Source organism: Pseudomonas sp. RtIB026 (genome assembly GCF_016861355.2).
Lineage (GTDB): Bacteria > Pseudomonadota > Gammaproteobacteria > Pseudomonadales > Pseudomonadaceae > Aquipseudomonas > Aquipseudomonas peradeniyensis.
In genome coordinates this window covers 3915939-3933035 of the sequence record NZ_AP023348.2, presented here as the reverse complement: position 1 = coordinate 3933035, position 17097 = coordinate 3915939, and the positions used below count along the sequence as shown (strand labels likewise).

18 protein-coding genes are annotated in these 17097 nt (G+C 57.5%); 10 read left to right on the top strand and 8 right to left on the bottom strand.

The annotated features are described in order from the left end of the window. Positions 1–28: 28 nt before the first annotated feature. The 4 genes from PRtIB026_RS17570 to speB form a co-directional block, all read right to left on the bottom strand. Positions 29–754 (bottom strand): SDR family NAD(P)-dependent oxidoreductase, encoded by a 726-nt coding sequence (locus tag PRtIB026_RS17570; protein WP_203652510.1) that lies wholly within the window; start codon positions 752–754, stop codon positions 29–31. Positions 755–767: 13 nt separating this feature from the next. Continuing rightward, positions 768–1691, bottom strand: coding sequence for an NAD-dependent epimerase/dehydratase family protein (locus tag PRtIB026_RS17565; protein ID WP_203652511.1), 924 nt, complete (start codon positions 1689–1691; stop codon positions 768–770). A gap of 11 nt (positions 1692–1702) precedes the next feature. After that, complete coding sequence (locus tag PRtIB026_RS17560) at positions 1703–2533, bottom strand: polysaccharide deacetylase family protein (protein WP_203652512.1); 831 nt, start codon at positions 2531–2533, stop codon at positions 1703–1705. Positions 2534–2613: 80 nt separating this feature from the next. Then, on the bottom strand, positions 2614–3567 hold the full coding sequence (gene speB / locus PRtIB026_RS17555) for an agmatinase (RefSeq protein WP_203652513.1): 954 nt from the start codon (positions 3565–3567) through the stop codon (positions 2614–2616). A 367-nt stretch (positions 3568–3934) separates the two neighbouring features. Here speB and PRtIB026_RS17550 point away from each other — a divergent pair, with 367 nt between their 5' ends. The 5 genes from PRtIB026_RS17550 to PRtIB026_RS17530 all read left to right on the top strand — a co-directional run bounded on the left by PRtIB026_RS17550 (position 3935) and on the right by PRtIB026_RS17530 (position 8470). Next, a complete protein-coding gene (locus PRtIB026_RS17550; protein ID WP_203652514.1) occupies positions 3935–5344 on the top strand; it encodes an APC family permease in 1410 nt (469 codons plus the stop codon). A 419-nt stretch (positions 5345–5763) separates the two neighbouring features. After that, positions 5764–7170, top strand: a complete 1407-nt coding sequence (locus PRtIB026_RS17545; RefSeq protein WP_203652515.1) for a purine-cytosine permease family protein — start codon at positions 5764–5766, stop codon at positions 7168–7170. A 329-nt stretch (positions 7171–7499) separates the two neighbouring features. Next, on the top strand, positions 7500–7664 hold the full coding sequence (locus PRtIB026_RS17540; RefSeq protein WP_324256549.1) for a hypothetical protein: 165 nt from the start codon (positions 7500–7502) through the stop codon (positions 7662–7664). Positions 7665–7899: 235 nt separating this feature from the next. Next, complete coding sequence (locus PRtIB026_RS17535; protein WP_203652517.1) at positions 7900–8139, top strand: hypothetical protein; 240 nt, start codon at positions 7900–7902, stop codon at positions 8137–8139. Positions 8140–8206: 67 nt separating this feature from the next. Then, entirely contained in the window at positions 8207–8470 is a 264-nt protein-coding gene (locus PRtIB026_RS17530) for a contact-dependent growth inhibition system immunity protein (protein ID WP_203652518.1), read from the top strand. Between the two features lie 156 nt (positions 8471–8626). Here PRtIB026_RS17530 and PRtIB026_RS17525 read toward each other — a convergent pair whose 3' ends face one another. Continuing rightward, complete coding sequence (locus PRtIB026_RS17525) at positions 8627–9544, bottom strand: LysR family transcriptional regulator (protein WP_203652519.1); 918 nt, start codon at positions 9542–9544, stop codon at positions 8627–8629. Between the two features lie 125 nt (positions 9545–9669). On the opposite strand from PRtIB026_RS17525, the gene PRtIB026_RS17520 reads away from it, so the two are divergent. The 5 genes from PRtIB026_RS17520 to PRtIB026_RS17500 all read left to right on the top strand — a co-directional run bounded on the left by PRtIB026_RS17520 (position 9670) and on the right by PRtIB026_RS17500 (position 13992). Further along, positions 9670–10428 carry a 5-oxoprolinase subunit PxpA gene (locus PRtIB026_RS17520; RefSeq protein ID WP_203652520.1) on the top strand — a complete coding sequence of 253 codons (759 nt, stop codon included), beginning with the start codon at positions 9670–9672 and terminating at the stop codon, positions 10426–10428. A gap of 94 nt (positions 10429–10522) precedes the next feature. Beyond that, positions 10523–10768: an acetyl-CoA carboxylase gene (locus PRtIB026_RS17515; protein WP_186712444.1), complete on the top strand. Its 246-nt coding sequence runs from the start codon at positions 10523–10525 to the stop codon at positions 10766–10768. A gap of 10 nt (positions 10769–10778) precedes the next feature. Further along, positions 10779–12152 (top strand): acetyl-CoA carboxylase biotin carboxylase subunit, encoded by a 1374-nt coding sequence (locus PRtIB026_RS17510; RefSeq protein ID WP_203652521.1) that lies wholly within the window; start codon positions 10779–10781, stop codon positions 12150–12152. Further along, positions 12149–13021, top strand: coding sequence for a 5-oxoprolinase subunit B family protein (locus PRtIB026_RS17505; RefSeq protein ID WP_267812598.1), 873 nt, complete (start codon positions 12149–12151; stop codon positions 13019–13021). Before PRtIB026_RS17510 ends, PRtIB026_RS17505 begins: the two co-directional genes overlap by 4 nt. Then, positions 13018–13992, top strand: coding sequence for a biotin-dependent carboxyltransferase family protein (locus tag PRtIB026_RS17500; protein ID WP_267812595.1), 975 nt, complete (start codon positions 13018–13020; stop codon positions 13990–13992). Before PRtIB026_RS17505 ends, PRtIB026_RS17500 begins: the two co-directional genes overlap by 4 nt. Before the next feature lie 97 nt (positions 13993–14089). Here the strand turns inward: PRtIB026_RS17500 and PRtIB026_RS17495 are convergent, their stop codons facing one another. The 3 genes from PRtIB026_RS17495 to PRtIB026_RS17485 all read right to left on the bottom strand — a co-directional run bounded on the left by PRtIB026_RS17495 (position 14090) and on the right by PRtIB026_RS17485 (position 17041). Continuing rightward, a complete protein-coding gene (locus PRtIB026_RS17495; RefSeq protein ID WP_203652522.1) occupies positions 14090–15124 on the bottom strand; it encodes an NAD(P)/FAD-dependent oxidoreductase in 1035 nt (344 codons plus the stop codon). Between the two features lie 234 nt (positions 15125–15358). Next, positions 15359–16384: an LLM class oxidoreductase gene (locus PRtIB026_RS17490; RefSeq protein ID WP_203652523.1), complete on the bottom strand. Its 1026-nt coding sequence runs from the start codon at positions 16382–16384 to the stop codon at positions 15359–15361. Positions 16385–16405: 21 nt separating this feature from the next. Next, positions 16406–17041, bottom strand: coding sequence for a glutathione S-transferase family protein (locus PRtIB026_RS17485; protein ID WP_232856086.1), 636 nt, complete (start codon positions 17039–17041; stop codon positions 16406–16408). Between the last annotated feature and the right edge of the window lie 56 nt (positions 17042–17097).

Genomic DNA, 17097 nt, shown 5'->3' with positions numbered 1-17097 from the left:
AGTATTATCGGACTAGCGCTATGGTTCGTCAGCCCACCATCGCCCCACCGCCGTTCACCCCAAGGACTTGACCGGTCATGAAACTGGCCTCCTCGGAAGCAATAAACGCTACCACGTTAGCAATTTCCTCGGCAGTTCCCAAACGCTGCAGAGGGTAACGCGCGGCCTCCTCTCGGATGTAGTCCTCACCCAGTCGGGTGACCATCGGTGTCAGAGTGCCTCCAGGTGCCACGGAGTTCACTCGCACATTCCAAGAGGCGAGTTCCCGGGCTAGAGACTTGCTGAACGCGATGATTCCACCCTTTGCGGCAGCGTAATGGCACAAATCGGCGCAGCCAAGCTGACCAAGGTCTGAAGAGATATTAACGATTGCACCGCTCCGCTGACGCTGCATGAGGACAGCAGCCCCTTTCGAAAATAGGAATGCGCCATGGAGATGAACGCAAATCATCCTATCCCACTCCTCAAAGGTGAGCTCAGTGATCGGCTTTTCGAAAAGAATCCCGGCATTGTTGACCAAGATGTCCAATCGTTCCAAACCAGTGAATGCATATTCAGCGGCACCCGGATCGGATACGTCGCCGAGCACTATGTTAGTCTTAATATCTCGACGATGTAATTCATCTACGAGAGATTGAAGAGCCTCGCTATCACCCAAGTCATTCAAAACTGCAGTATCTCCGGCGTTGCCTAAACGCAATGCAATAGCCCTTCCGATTCCGTTTGCTGCGCCGGTTACGAGATAAGTTTTCATACAAGTATCCAGTTCAATAAGTATGAAGAGCTAGCCAGTCTGCATAGCCGGCCAGGCCATCACCTAAAGTGTAATGGGGCTTATAGCCCAACTGCTCAATTGCCGCGTCAATACTGAAGCGTGCGTTCGAATCCAAAACGGAGATGGTCCCAGGGCCGATATCGATGTTGGCATCGGGGAACATACGGGCTACTCGACGAGCCACATCTGAATAGCTTTCTTGTTCACCTGCAGTCACGTTGAAAACGCGTTGCTTCAGATGATCGCTTGGGACTTCAGCAGCCAGGATACAAGCTCTAGCGACGTCAGAGACGTGTACATATTGCAATAGGTAGTCACCGCCCTCCTCATCATGGTGTGGGGTACCATCAATGGCGCTGCGCAGAAGAGACTTGAGATAGCATTGCATGAATTGACCTGGACCATAGATCCAACCGGGGCGGAGCGAAATCACATCAATCCCATACAGGTCGTTGTATACCTTGCCAAGCTTTTCTGTGAAAACTTTGGTGCAACCATAAGGGGTGGTGGGCTGAAGGTCGGCGGACTCGTCTATTACGCCAAGTTCCAGATTATGGCCATAGGCACACTCCGAGCTTAGATTGACAATCCGGCCCACTCCGCTAATTCGAGCAGTTTCGAAGACATGTGTTGTCCCGACTGCATTTGTGAGTACGGTCTGGAGCGGAATCCTTCGAGAGTCCACAGGGTGGGAAATCGCGGCGGTATGGATGATCGCTGATGGCTTGAACGCTTGGCACGCTTGGAGCAGCGTTGCGATATCGGCAAGATCCCCTTGGACATAGCTGTATTTTTTGTCGGAGATCGCGCTGGTAAGGCTTCGATCATAGCCCAGTACTGCATGACCAGCAGCCAACAACTGACGTGCCACTTCCTGGCCCAAAAAGCCATTTGAACCGGTTACCAAATAGTTCATTTGTTGAAACCTCAATAGGGCTGAAGGGGCAACTCAATGTTCCCGGCTTTCCAGTGTGAGTAGACAGAGTCGGGGGTGCAGAACCAGAGGTCCTCTTGAGAGCGCATCAGCTGGATCAGGTTCTCCAACATCATTAGTCGCGACGGTCTGCCGATCACTTCAGGGTGCATGGTGAGCATGAAGTGACTGCCAAACTCACGCATGCCGGCAAGCTCAGCTGCCCACATGCGATAGACCTTGTCTGGCTCTTCAATCACCCCGCCAACAGCAGGCTCGGCGGAGTAGGCAAATTGTTCGAAGTCATCGAGCAGCCAGCTAACGGGTAATTCAAGAAGGCTCTGCTCAGGCCCGCCTACGAGATATGGACGATCATCTCCCATCAAACTGCTGTCGGTATGGAATCCCAAGTCGATCAGTGACTGAACTACATCTGGGGTGATTTCCCAGAGGGGGGCTCGGTAGTGACAGACCTCCCGATCAATGGTTTGCTCGAGAATATTCTTGCTGTCCCTAAGAATTATCAGGTTCTCGGCCGGGTTCATTTCATCGACGCGCTCATGAAAGAATCCATGGCAACCGATGCCATGGCCGGCCTTGGCGATACTACGTACCACCTCGGGATCAATTTCTGCAATCCGCCCAGGGATGTAGAACTGTGCCTGGATGCTGTATCGCTCGAGCAAGTCAAGTAAGCGAGGCACTGCGACGCGACGGCCATAAGCTCCCATTGACAGCAACGACAGACGGCGGCCATTTAGGCTGGATGACTCCCAGGAGGATTCCGCGTCAAGGTCAAAAGAGAGCGTGGCAGCAAAGCGTTTGTTGTTGGGCCAGATGATCATTGGAGAAGTACTCCTCAGCTACACACGCCTTCTAGGTTTTGGGGCTGGTCAGACGTGGTGGAGATAGAATGGTCGGGCGCTCAACGCTTGGCGATCGATTCAGCGAGGATGCACATCAACTCAAACATCATTGTGGCCCCCACCAGCGCAGTCGAACCACCTTGGTCGAAAGGTGGGGAGACCTCCACTACATCCGCACCAACCAGATTCAAACCGCGCAGGCCGCGAATAATCTGTTGTGCCTCCAGTGTGGTCATGCCGCCAATTTCGGGAGTACCGGTACCTGGGGCAAATGCTGGGTCGAGAACGTCGACGTCAAACGTGACGTAGGTAGGTCCGTCACCGACGATCCGGCGTGCTTCGGCAATGGTCGCTTCCACTCCAATTTCGCTGAACTCCTCCATATGGATAACACGAATCCCGCACTCTTCTGCGAAGGCTTCGTCGTCAGCTGAGTAGATCGAGCCACGGATACCGATCTGCACGGTTCGCTTCGGATCTAGCAAACCTTCCTCGATTGCTCGGCGGAATGGCGTGCCATGGGTATAGGGATTGTCACCAAAGTAACGATCGTTGGTATCGGAGTGGGCATCGAAATGCACCATCCCGATGGGTCCGTTCTGCGCCAAGGCCCGGAAAATAGGGAGCGTGACCAGATGATCTCCACCCACAGACAAAGGGACCGTACCGGCCTCGTGTATCTGGCGGAAGAAGGCTTCAATGCGTTTCAACGAATCCAGCAGGTCAATTGGGTTAACGGGAGCGTCGCCCAGGTCACCAATGCGCACGAGATCGTACGGGGCGATTCGGCTTACGTGATGGACCTTACGCATCAGGCTCGACATGTTTCGCACTTCACGTGGCCCATGGCGCGCACCGGCACGATTTGTTGTGCCGCCGTCCCAAGGGACACCCACCAGCGCAAGTTGCACCCTGCTCGGGTCTTCGAAGATAGGAAGGCGCATGAAGCTGGGGATGCCAGCAAAGCGCGGAATAAGAGCGGCGTCCAGCGGCTGGGGGAAGTCATTGTGCATATGTCTACTCCATGTGCGCGCCCTCAGGAGCGCACATTCGCGAATGAAAGATCCGATAAGCGTTACCAGAGCTCTCAGCGGCACAATGCAGAGCAAATGTCATGGCCTCACAGACAGTGAAGGCTCAATCGCTTGTCCCTGTGCATTTTTTGGCCTTTTTGAGAGCACGGCGGGCTGAATCATGATGGTAGGCGAGGTAGAGGGAATAAATCCCGTGATGCGCAACCTGACTTTCACCGACGCGAAAGTACCCACGCATTTTCGTTTTCCGAAAAGCTGACTTTCGGTTCTCAGGATTTGTGCTTGCAGAGTATGGCCGTACCTTCAGGGTAGGGTTATCTAAAAACAACAGCGAGACCTAGCAAGCATGAAACTACACGACCTTATCGGGTATGACCGGAATGGCACGATCAAGGAGATCGAGACTGGCTTGAACAAAGGCAAGCTTGGTACGAGAGACATAGTCTTCTCCGCTCTCGGGTTCAATGCACCAGCCTGGGTTGCCGCATCTTCGATGTCGATCCTGTACTCTATCTCCGGTCACCAGGCGCCCCTAGCAATTTTGATAGCCTTCTTCTTTCCCATGCTGGTACTAGCGATTTGCTTGGTTTCGCTCACTCGGTATGCCCCGTCCGCCGGTGGAGTGTTCACATTCTGTTCCCGGTTCATTCATCCCAGCTGTGGAGTAGTGCTCGGCTGGACCTACGCCCTGGCGTGCATGGCGGTAACACCCATGTGTGCATTGATTGCAACCCAGTACATTCAAGCGCTGTTCCCCGCGCTCCAAGGTGAGCTACAGGCAAAGATAATTGGTACGCTGTTGATTTTGACGTTTCTTATGGTCTCATCCAGAGGTGTGGCTGTGACTGCACGGGTAGCAGCTACTTTCCTTGTATTTGAAATAGTTGTCGTCGCAGGCCTGGGTATGTTGGGGATCATCAATCCGCAAGTCAGCGATCTGTCCGTTGCCACGATGTACTCGGTTACCGCGAATAATTGGTCAGCAGTAGCCCCCGGCGTATTGTTTGGTGTATGGATGTTGGCAAACTTCGATTCGGCTATCAATTACATTGAAGAAGCTAAGGTTCCAGTTCGAACCGTTCAGCGCTCGCTATTGATCGTCTTGACATCTGCGTTTATTATTTACAGTATTGCGGCGATTGGATGGCAATTCGCAGTGCCCGTAGATAAACTTGCCTCTATCGTAGAAAGCGGCAATGGTGGCGCGATTTCGGCGATCGCGGAAACTTACTTGCCCTCATCAATGTCCTGGATCGCCCTGTTTGTTGTAATTACGTCTGCTTGTGCTGGCTTGCAGATTTCTTCGAACTCAGCGGCGAGAACGCTTTACCGGATGAGCGAAGAAGGCCATCTGCCTTCCGCACTGTGCGCTGTAAACAAATTCAAGGCGCCTCGATTAACTCTTGCTTTGGTGACTACTGTAGGCATCGCTATAGTTTGGTGGAAGCCAATTAGCAATATCATCTGGTACTACGATGTGATTACGATCACTCTCGTACTTTCTTATGTATTTGCTCTGATCGCATTTTTGGTTTTAACTTGGGAAAAAAATGCTCCGAAAGTTGCTCTGATGCTCTCGGCGCCTGCTGTTCTCGCGATGCTGGTTCTGGGTTATATTGGATATCTGGCCGGAGCTAGTCCGGTTTCGCCGGATGATATCTACACCGCTTGGTATTTGGGCATATTTGCTCTTGTGAGTGGTGCACTGATCGCGCTGTTGAGTAAGCTATGCAAGCTGCGACCAATTATAAACTAAGTGGATTAGCTTTCTGCAGTCGCATCCACGACGCTAACTGGTAGGTGAAGCTTAAGTATGGGCTGCCTTAACAATCACTAAATAGCTAAGTGCAGCAACCGGTTCGGCCTTTGCGAATCTCGTCGGGTACCACGACCTACTCATTGGCGGGATTCGCGGGGGTCGATTCAAAAAAGAAGATCCCATACGTTTCCCGCGATACTAAGATTTAAAGCTTCCCTAACTGCGAGCTCGTGACTAGAAAATAGCCAAAGTTGACGGCCAGGATACCAAGCAACTGCGGAGGGCATTTGATCATGGTTAAATAGCACTTTGAAATGCAGTGCAAGTAATTTCAAAACACAAACAGCTTTCGCTACTGCCCATTTCTTGCCTTGACAATAATTACGGGAGTGTCTTTATGCCCGTGGAGAGAGCATATGCCCAGTGCCAAGATTGACTCGCAGCAGCCAGTGTTCATTGAAACTCGTTCTATAGATCATATTCCAGAGTCCGAACGACATGGAAGTCTCTATAGTCAATTTACGTTGTGGTTAGGCTGCAACTTACAGATCACAGCGCTACTCACCGGTTCGCTGGCAGTGGTCCTCGGCGGTGATGTTTTTTGGTCGCTGATCGGTTTGCTGGTTGGGCAGGTTTTTGGTGGAGGCGTAATGGCCCTACATGCCGCTCAAGGACCAAAGTTAGGTCTTCCGCAGATGATTTCCAGCCGGGTGCAGTTTGGGGTCTATGGAGCTACAATTCCCATCGTTCTCGTAGCGCTCATGTACCTGGGCTTCAATGCAACCGGCGCCATTCTGTCCGGTCAGGCGGTCGCCCAACTGGTTGGTATCAGCAATAGCAGCGGCATCCTTATTTTCGCCTTCCTCACAATGTTGATGACCATTATGGGGTATCGGTTTATCCATTTAGCTGGACGAGCAGCGAGCGTCGTAGGTGTGCTTGCGTTCTGCTACCTCTTCGCTCGCCTAACTTTGAACCACGATATCGCTCAACTTCTGGCCATCCGGCATTTTGAATGGGGCAGATTTTTACTTGCGGTGTCGCTTTCGGCTTCCTGGCAGATCGCATACGGACCCTATGTGGCAGACTATTCGCGCTACTTGCCGGGTGAAACATCTTCAGTCAAAACTATTCTTGCTGTTGGGCTTGGGTCGGTTATCGGAGCTCAGACTTCCATGGTTCTGGGGGTGTTCGCTGCTGCGCTAGCCGGATCAAACTTTGCGGGTCATGAGGTATCGGTTATCGTAGGGCTAGGGAGCACAGGCCTCGCCGCAGCGTTGATTTACTTTAGCATTGCGTTCGGAAAGCTGACTATCTCCACCTTGAATGCTTATGGTAGCTTCATGTGTGCAGCTACCGTCATAAGCGGCTTTAAAGGCAGTGTCGTAATCAGCCAAGCGCACCGTATAGGTTTCGTGCTGTGTATTGTAGTCGCCTCGACGGCTGTCGCACTTGTCGGCGAAGACTCATTCATCGCAGCGTTCAAATCGTTCATTTTATTCTTGCTCGCGTTTTTCACACCCTGGAGCGCGATCAACCTCGTTGATTTCTATTTCATCAACAAGGGAGAGTATAACCTTAAGGCGCTCTTCGACCCTGATGGGCAATATGGCCGGTGGAATGGAGTCGGCATCGTTACCTATGTGATAGGTGTTTTGGTACAGATGCCTTTCATCGCAACTACTTTGTATGCCGGTCCCTTGGTCGAGCTTCTGGGCGGTGTGGACATATCTTGGATCATTGGACTGATTTTTCCGGGGATTATGTACTACGTGCTAGCCAGACGAGCCAAGACTGAAATCTCATCCAGCGTGCTTTCATAGTAACTGCACGCTCGCTCAGGGGCGAGCATCATGTTTTAGGTGGCTGTGAGTTAGGCAGAGAGGAGCTCTTTTATTCGCCGGCCTAGATTAGTTTGATGTAAGTAATGGTCGACTATCGAAGCATGGAGGGGCTGGGAACGCTCAGGCCCCGTCAAGCTTTTTAGTCTAAGCTCACCGCCACCTTCCGGCATGAAAGCGGCTTACAAGCTGATTTTCTGAATACCAGGTTTTGATAGCGGCCTTCTGCTGTCCCTAATTATTATTCTGCGAGATATGAACAGAGAATGAAACGAAGCTTAGAAGAGAGGCCCAGAGCAGGCGAACCACTGATGCTCGAAGCCCTTGCAGCGATGAAGGCACATCGAGATGCTCAAGATGGCGGGGAATCTCCGGAGGAGGTAGAACGGCTCAGATTGCTGGCAGATTCTCTTTATCGCGCCGTAGTTAGTTTCCAGTTGTTGGAAGCCGGCAGTCTGCCTGATCCGATTCATTGATGGCCTAGCAAGATTCATCGTGATTATTTAGGACTGAATTGACCTCGGTTTCGTAGACACCTCGAACGGCAGCTATGGGTCGAAAGCGGCCATTCTCGAGTGAGCTCCATCGACCCATAGCGAATCGCCGTGGCTGCCTGACAAAGCAGCCAAGGTGTAGTTGGGCTTTGCGTGTGCTTGCCCGGGTCTATAAGCTGCAACCTTAGTCCCAATCAACTTCGCAAGAGGTAAACCTTTGTCCACAGATCCGCTGTGTCTCGTTTTTGTTCCGGCGCTTGTATCCCTGCTTAAGGCGGCGGAGGATCGCAAAGGCTCCCAGCTCAACGAGGATGAGGTGCTTGAGATTCGCGATAATGCAACCGCGACAGCAATACCCTTCAGTGTCGCCGTCGCGTTGGAAAAAGAGCGGGGTTACGAGGACATCGCTCCAGAAGAGTGCTGGAAGGAATGGCAGCGAGTACGCTCATTTCTCTGAGCAAACAGTCCTCACACAACCGTTCGGGGTCAGAAATTGCGCAATTACTATCGGAGCGATGGATCAAATGACGACAGTCTCCAGCCTCATCGGCCCTTGGAAAGGTGCGGCGTCGACAACGTTGCTACAGCGTTGTCGAGATGCCTGGGACACGCCTTTTGAAGAGCTTTCAGATCTCATGGTCGCTACTTTTCTGAGCCAGCGAATCGCAGTTCCTCAACTGTTGGTCGAGGCCATGCGGCGGTTGGATTCAGAGCCCCGCGATGACACGGAGTACTTCGATGGCCAACTGGCTGAGGCAGTTTCGGCGCTGAAAGCTGACTGTGTCTGACCGTTAGCTGCCCGGCTATGGGGCAATAGCGGTATCACAACAGGACACCAGTATGTATGCATTCCTCAGCCTGTCTTAATCGCCATTTCACAACCACCGAAAGTGGTCGTTTGCAACGTCACGTCCGCCCATCACCCGGATAGGCTTTCGTAGCTTTCAGCGCCGTGCGGAAAGTTGTTGCGGCGCCAGGAAGGCGTCGTGGAAGTAATTGTGAAACGCGTGCATCGCCGGGCTGAATTCCCGCTCGCGATGCCAGGCCAGGCCGACGCTCATGGGGGTGACCTTGTCGGTGATGGTCACTGTTTCGATGCGTTTACCCTCCAGCGACCAGGGGCGGTGTACCAGGTCGGAGAGGATTGCCACGCCGCTGCCGTTGGCCACCATGCTGCGCACCGCTTCCACAGAGCTGGTGCGGATTCGCACGTTGGGCTGCTGGTGGGCATGCTCCCAGTAGCGCATGGCGCTTTGTTCGGCTTCGTCGACGGTAAGCAGGATGAAGGGCTCCTGTGTGACGTCGGCAAGGCTCACGGCCGAGCGTTCGCACAGCGGGTGATGGCTGGGCAGCCACAGCCGGCGCTCGGAATTGAACAGGGTTTTCGAGACGATGTCCGGGTGGGTCAGGTTCGAGGTCAGCACCACCGCCATGTCGAATTCGCCTTCCAGCAGGCCTTGCTCGATGGCCTGGCGCTCCCGTTCGTGCACTTCGATGGCCACGTCCGGGTGCCAGTGTTCCAGGCGTTGCAGGTGGTGCGGCAGGAAGTAGCCGATCACCGTGTAACTGGCCGCTACCCGCAACAGGCCGGTGGCGCGAACGTCCGGCAGCGGGCTGTTGAGGGCGTCGTCGACGCTGCGCAAGATCACGTAGGCCCGATTGAGAAAGTGCCGTCCGGCATCGGTCAGGCTCATACCCTGGGCCGATCGCTGGAACAGTAGCGTGCCGAGCATGCCCTCCAGTTCCTTGATCGCAGTGGTCACCGCCGACTGGGAAATATTCAGATGAATCGCAGCTTGGGAGATTTGCCCGATCTCGGCCGTGGCGACGAAGTAGCGAACCTGGCGCAGGGTCAGTGACATGAACACTCCGCTTGATGAGGTATCTGATTTTCAGAAGATATCCCCTCGGATAATAGATCTTCCCAAGGGGGTGGCTGGAACTTAACGTGCTCTGCATGAAGTCACAAGCGTCAGGAGCACGTGTCATGCAGGCAGTAGATTTCAATTCGGACATGGGCGAAGGCTTCGGTCCGTGGACGATCGGCGACGGAGTCGACAACGAACTGATGGGCTTCATCAGCTCGGCCAACATCGCCACCGGTTTCCATGCCGGCGACCCCGGCACCATGCGTCGCACGGTCGAGCAGGCCAAGCGCCTGGGCGTGGCCGTCGGTGCCCATCCGGGCTTTCGCGACCTGGTCGGGTTCGGCCGCCGCCACATCCATGCATCGGCCCAGGAGCTGGTGGACGACATGCTGTATCAGCTGGGCGCCCTGCGTGAGCTCGCCCGGGTTCAAGGCGTGGCCCTGCAACACATCAAACCCCACGGTGCGCTGTACATGCACCTGGCCCGGGACGAGGAAGCGGCGCGTTTGCTGGTGGAAAACCTGCAGCGCCTGGAGCCCGAGCTGCTGCTGTATTGCATGCCCGACTCGGCGATCTGGCGTATCGCCACGGAGCTGGGCCAACCGGTGATCCGCGAGTTCTACGCCGACCGCGAATACGACCTCAGCGGCTCCATCGTCTTCACCCGCAACGTGCGTGCCTACGACCCGACGCAAGTAGCGGCGCGAGTACTGCGTGCCTGCCAGGAGGGCGTGGTGCGCACCGTGGAGGGCGAAGACCTGGCGATCGAATTCGATTCCATCTGCTTGCACAGCGATACACCCGGTGCCCTGGCACTGGTCGAGGCCACCCGCAAAGCGCTGGACAGCGCGAGGATCGAGGTGCGCGCACCGCGATAACGCAATCGAAGACACCTGGCACGCAGACGCCAGGGTTTGCTCGACACACAGATTTTTTGCCTGCCTTTCTACAACTATTCCAAGAGGAACAGACATGGCGCAGCACACAGTCATCACCCCATTGCCGGGGACTTTCTACCGCAAGGCCACCCCGGAATCGCCGAACTACGTCGAGGCCGGTGCCAGCGTCAGCGCCGACACGGTGATTGGCCTGATCGAGGTCATGAAGCAGTTTTCCGAACTGACCGCGGGTACGGCAGGGCGCCTGGACGCGTTTCTGGTCGAAGACGGTGATCCGGTGGAGCCGGGTCAGGTCATCGCGACACTCGAAGACGCGTGAGGGCACGACCATGACCCAAGGCATTGGTAAACTGCTGATCGCCAACCGTGGCGAGATCGCCGTGCGGATTATCCGTGCCGCGAAAGCGCTCGGGATTCCAACCGTGGCGGCGTGCAGCGAAGCAGACATCGATTCCCAGGCCGCGCGCATGGCCGACGAAGTGCACATCCTCGGCCCGGCCCGCGCTGACAAGAGCTACCTCAATGTCGAGGCCTTGCTCGGTGCCCTGAAGGCCACCGGGGCCAACGCGGTGCACCCCGGTTACGGCTTTCTTTCGGAAAACGCCGAATTCGCCGAAGCGGTACTCGCGGCTGGGGCGATTTTCGTCGGCCCATGCCCCGAGACCATCCGCCGTATGGGTGACAAGGCCGAAGCCCGGCGCACCGCGCAAGCGGCGGGCGTGCCGGTGGTGCCCGGTTCTGCCGATGAACTGTTCGATGTGGAATCGGCGCTCGAAGCCGCCAAATCCGTCGGTTTCCCGCTGCTGATCAAGGCCTCGGCCGGAGGCGGCGGACGCGGCATTCGCCTGGCGCAAAACCTACAACAGTTGCGCGAAGAATTCCCCCGTTCCCAGCGCGAAGCCCAGGCCGCCTTTGGCAATGGCGCGGTGTATCTGGAGCGCTTCATCGGCAAGGCCCGGCATATCGAAGTGCAGGTGCTGGGCGACGGCAAGCAGGCGGTGCACCTGTTCGAGCGCGAATGTTCGCTGCAACGCCGTCGCCAGAAGATCTTCGAAGAAGCGCCGTCGCCGGTCCTCGATGCGCAGCAGCGCGAAGCCCTGTGCGCGAGCGCCGTGCGCCTGACCGAGGCGCTGGGATACAAGGGCGCCGGCACCCTTGAGTATCTGTACGACGACGTCACTGGCGAGTTTTTCTTCATCGAGATGAACACACGGATCCAGGTGGAACATCCGGTCAGCGAACTGATCACCGGTATCGATCTGGTCCAAGCCATGTTGCGCATTGCCGGTGGCGAGCCACTGGGACTCAAGCAAAGCGATATCGAGCTCAACGGCGCAGCCCTGCAGATGCGCCTGAACGCCGAAGACCCCGCGCGGGATTTCTTCCCAAGCCCAGGGCTTGTGCAAGCGCTGAACTGGCCACAAGGCGAGGGCGTGCGTGTCGACAGCCATCTGTATGAGGGCTACCGGGTGCCGCCATACTATGACTCGCTGCTGGCCAAGCTGATCGTTCATGGTCGTGATCGCGCCGAAGCCCTGGTCCGCGCGCGACTGGCGGTTGAGCAGACCACGCTCACCGGCATGGCCAGCACCTTGTCGTTGCATGGCGAACTGCTGGAGCAACCCTGGTTGCACACCGCCGATTTCCACACCGGCACTTTGGAAACCTGGCTGGCCGAACGCCGCAGTGGAGGTGCAGCATGAGCAGTCCGATTCGCTACAGCTTTGGCGCCGACGAACATCTGTTTGCCGAAGTCAGCGAGAGCATGTCCCTTGAAGCCTTCTTCAAGGGCATGGCGGTCACCCGCGCGGTGGAGCGTCTGGCCCTCGATGGCGTGCTCGACGTGTGCTTGGCCAACGCCTCGTTCCAGATCCGCTTTGACCCGGATCGCATCGCGCCGGCCGATCTGCTTGAAGCGGTGAAGGGGGCCGAGGCCCAGGCCGTGGCCGAGCGCACCCTGCACACCCGGATAATCGAAATCCCGGTGCTCTACAACGATCCCTGGACCCACGAAACCCTGATGCGCTTTCGCGACCGCCACCAGGACCCGAATGCCACGGACCTGGAGTACGCCGCGCGCATCAACGGCTTGGCCGACGTCGAGGCGTTCATCGCCGCCCACAGTGGCGCGCCGTGGTTCGTGTCGATGGTGGGCTTTGTGGCGGGCCTGCCGTTCATGTTCCAGATGGTCGAGCGCGAACGCCAGTTGCAGGTGCCCAAGTACCTGCGACCGCGTACCGACACGCCGAAGCTGACCCTGGGCCATGGCGGCTGCTTCGGTTGTATTTACTCGGTACGTGGCGCCGGTGGTTACCAGATGTTTGGCGTCACTCCGGCACCGATCTACGACCCGCAGCAGAGCTTGGCGTACCTGAAGGAGCACATGGTGTTCTTCCGTCCCGGTGACATCGTGCAGTTCAAGCCGATGGACCGCGATGCCTATGACCACGCCGTGGCCGAGGTCGAAGCCGGGCGCTTCGATCTGCGCATTCGTCCAATCGAGTTCTCGCTCGATGCGTTCCTCGCCGACCCGATCGGCTATCCCAAGTCGCTGCAGGAGGTGCTGGCATGATCAAGGTGCTCAAACCCGGTCTGGCCACCTCGGTGCAGGACCTCGGCCGCGAAGGCTACTACCATCTGGGTATCCCGCCTTCCGGGGCGCTGGACCAGTACGCCCTGAGCGCGGCCAACCAGTTGGTGGGCAATCCGGCCAATTCGGCGGCGCTGGAGTGCACCTTGCTGGGGCCGGAGCTGGAGTTTCAGCAGGACGCCCTGGTGGCGGTATGTGGTGCGCAGATGACGCCGAAGGTCGATGGCGTGGACATGCACTTGGACACCGCCTTTGAAGTGAAGGCCGGGCAAGTGCTGCGTTTCGATTTTCCCAAGGCTGGCGCGCGGGCTTATCTGGCGGTGGCCGGCGGTATCGATGTGCCGGTGGTGCTCGGCAGTCGTTCCACCTACGCGCTGGGGGCGCTGGGTGGTTTTCAGGGGCGCAGGCTGGTGATTGGTGATGAACTGCCGATCGGCGCCGCCAGCGGCAAGGGGCGTGCCGGGGCGAGCCTGCCCATGGCCTTGCGACAGTCGCTGGGAGGGGAGATCACCCTGCGGGTGGTACCGGGGCTGTACTACGAGCGCTTGACCCTGGCGGCGGCGGACAGCTTTTTTGCCGAAGTCTGGACCGTCGGCTCGGAGGCCGATCGCATCGGCTATCGCTTCAAGGGTGGCAGCCCGCTGAGCTTCCAGCCTCGCGAGCAGCCATTCGGCGCCGGCTCCGACCCTTCGAACATCGTCGACAGCTGCTACCCGATCGGCTCGATCCAGGTGCCGGCAGGGCTCGAGCCCATCATCCTGCACCGCGATGCAGTGTCCGGTGGCGGCTACGCGATGATCGGCACGGTGATCAGCGCCGACCTCGACCTGGTCGGCCAGATGCAACCCAACCAGAAGGCCCGCTTCGTTGCGGTGACACTGGAAGAGGCGCTGCAAGCCCGACGGTCCTACAAGAAAAAACTCAGTTGTCTGAGTAAGCTGTTCCCTTCCTGATGCAGTCGATCTAGTAGGGTTTAGCTGTTACACCTGTACGGAAAGTCGCCGAGCGGCGGCAAGGCTAAAACAGGCGGGGAGCGGTCGGAGTCGCGCATCACTTGACTGGACTTGGGACAAAGCGATCTGGCCGACATGGCCCCAGGGCACTGCAAACCTCGCCATCGATGATCTCCTCGCTGGCGAGTCTCCCCACTATCGCCGCCAACGTAACGCCGGGGTGCACTGCACATACATAGACGCCGCCCACTTTGGGTAGATAACCGATGATGGGAGTCCCATCGGCAGGCATGGGCCTGAACCCGATACCCGCCCATTCCGGCTCTATGGAAGTGACGCCATGGAGCTCGTTTTGAATGGCCTTGGCCGTTCGTAGCGCTATCGCGGCCGGCTGATTTTCCACGGTGTCGTCCAGGTAATCTTCTGCTGCCAGCAGCGTCCCTTGCGCAGTTTGCCTTACTTCCATTGCAGGGCTGGAGATGAGGGTGCGCACCAGGTCGGGTTGCGTCTTGTAGCGGATGAGCAGGGCAGGTGAGGCCTCTATCGGAAGCGACACGTCCAGCTTGTCCGTCAGCTTCGTGATACCTGTCCCGGCTGCCACGACGACGATATCGGCTTCGATGATGCCCATGGCAGTTTTAACGCCGGTCACCTTTGCATGCTGGATTGCAAGGCCGAGCACTGGCGTTCCAGTGAGCATGCTCGCGCCATGGGCCTCGGCACCTGCGATCAACGCATGGGTAGTGGCCACGGGGTCCAGCGCGCCTTCTGCTGGCGCATAGGAAGCAGACTCAGGCGGGTGCTTGAGATTGGGCTCAAGGTCTTGAATCTGTGATCGAGAGAGCTTGTAAACCTCAGGCGGGTTGCTTGCAGTTGACGGCGCTGCACTTGACATCTCGCTGTAGGACAAGGTGCCTGTCCATCGCACCGTCAAGCCGGGCAGCTCCGTCTCGAGTTGGCGGTACGCCTCGATGGCGGCGCCACGCAATTGTGCGATGGGGTCGGATTCGGAGGATGAGGTGTTGATCCAGGCGAATGAGCGGCTGGTCACGCCTGACGCTATGCCTTCAGCATCGACCACGGTGACCTTCGCGCCTTTACGCGCCAGGTGATACGCCAGGGATGCGCCCATGATACCTGCGCCAATGACAACGATCCGTTTGCTCTGCCCCGTCACCCTATCAACCTCCGTTCTGTCGATGGGCCGATGGTACGACAGCGGGGGGCTTTCATCACATCAGGACGTTCTTTGTCGGGGTGATTATCGAGTGCCTGTTTCTGACCTTTGATGCATCTACTGAAAAAACAGCCATACCGGTGATATGGCTGAGCGGCGCCGCGTGAGGCCGTGATGGTCTGGCCTCGGCTACCAGGCTTGCGCATGAGGTTCTGGACCTGCCAGTGAGGGAAACAGCGGCAGCACTTCTTCGGCCAGTTCCTGAATGATTTCCAACGGCGGGCGCCGCGCCATCTGCATGCCTAGTGCCGCATGATTGACCCCGGCGTCACGCCACTCATGCAGCAGATCGATCAGGCCATTTCGACCGGTGCGCAACACGTAGCCACCTTGTTGCGGCGTGCGCGGGAAGGTCGGGTCTTCATCCAGGTCGATCCATTCATTGGTGACATGCGGGCGGAAGCCTCCGCCGGGAATGAGCGCCCGCCAGGCACTGATCTTCTCGGCCAGGCGCCGAGGCCCAAGGATATTGTGGGTGGCGTCGGGGTAGGTGATCCAGCCGTCGGCCTGCTCGCCAAGCCGTTGCAAGGACTGGCGCGATGAACCGGTCACCAGCAGCGGGATCCGTCCAGTGACGGCTTTGGGGAGCAGTTGGGCGCCATCAAGCTGTCCCAGTGGCGAATGGATCGGTGCAGGATGGCCGGCCAGCAGTCGGCGGAAGTAGTCCACGCTCTGCGCGAAGCGTTCCCCTCGGCCGTCATGGGCCAGGCCATAGGCCGGAAACTCCACCGGTCGATCGCCCGAGGCGATACCCAACACCAGGCGTCCACCTGACAGACAGTCCAGACTGGTCGCGGCCTTCGCCAGGTCGATGGGGTGGCGCAGCGTGAAAATCGCGCTGCCGGTTGCCAGGGTGATCCTGCGGGTATGGGCCGTCAGATAGGCCAGGTAGGTGAACGGATCGAATACCTGGCCGGCATCACCGAAGGCAGGATCGTACAAGGGCACATCACGTACCCAGGCGGCGGCAAAGCCCAGGCGGTCGATCTCGCTGAGCAGTTGCGCCTGTCCGTGCAGCACGCCCATATCGCCGTCATAGAAACGAAGCGGCAGGAAGATGCCCAGGGTCAACTGACCGTGGGCGAACATACGACGGTAACCGGGATGCAGGGCGAAGGCATCGGCGCTGGCGCCCTGGGTGCTGATAGGGGTCATGGACATTCCTTGGTCGGGGAGTCAGGGGCCGGTGGCGGGCGCCGGGAGACGAATGCCGCGTTGCACGGCGGGACGCTGCTCGATCTGCCGGTACCAGCGATTCAGATGGCGGTAGGAACTGAAGTCGAAGCCAACGATCTCGGCGATGTGCAGCCAGGCGAAGCTGGCGATATCTGCAATCGAATAGGATTCGCCGGCCAACCATGGGCGGGTTGCAAGCTGCTGGTCGAGAAGTGCGAAGGCATCCTCGGTGAGGGCGCGGTAGCGCTTCTGCGCCGCAGGATTGGGGATGGGCTCGAAACACTCGAAGTGCACGCGCTGACCCAGCAAGGGGCCCATGCTGGCGCTGTGGTGCATCAGCCAGGTGATTGCCGCCCAACGCGGTTGCGCGGCCTGTTCGAGCAGCTGGCCGCTGTGTTGCGCCAGGTACAACAGAATCGCGGCTGATTCGAACAGCACAATGCCGGCCTTGCGGTCTATCAGCACCGGGATGCGGCCTGCCGGGTTGAGTGCCAGGAAGTCTTCGTGGCGATGCTCGCCCAGGTCGATGTTCACGTGGACCAGGCGATAAGGCAGCCCCAGCTCCTCGAGGGCAATGGTGATCTTGAAACCGTTGGGGGAGCTGTCGGTGTAAAGCACAAACGCAGGGTCCGGCATGTTATTCACCTTAATAAAACTGATTCGAATGTGTCTGGCACAACGCTATGCTAGGT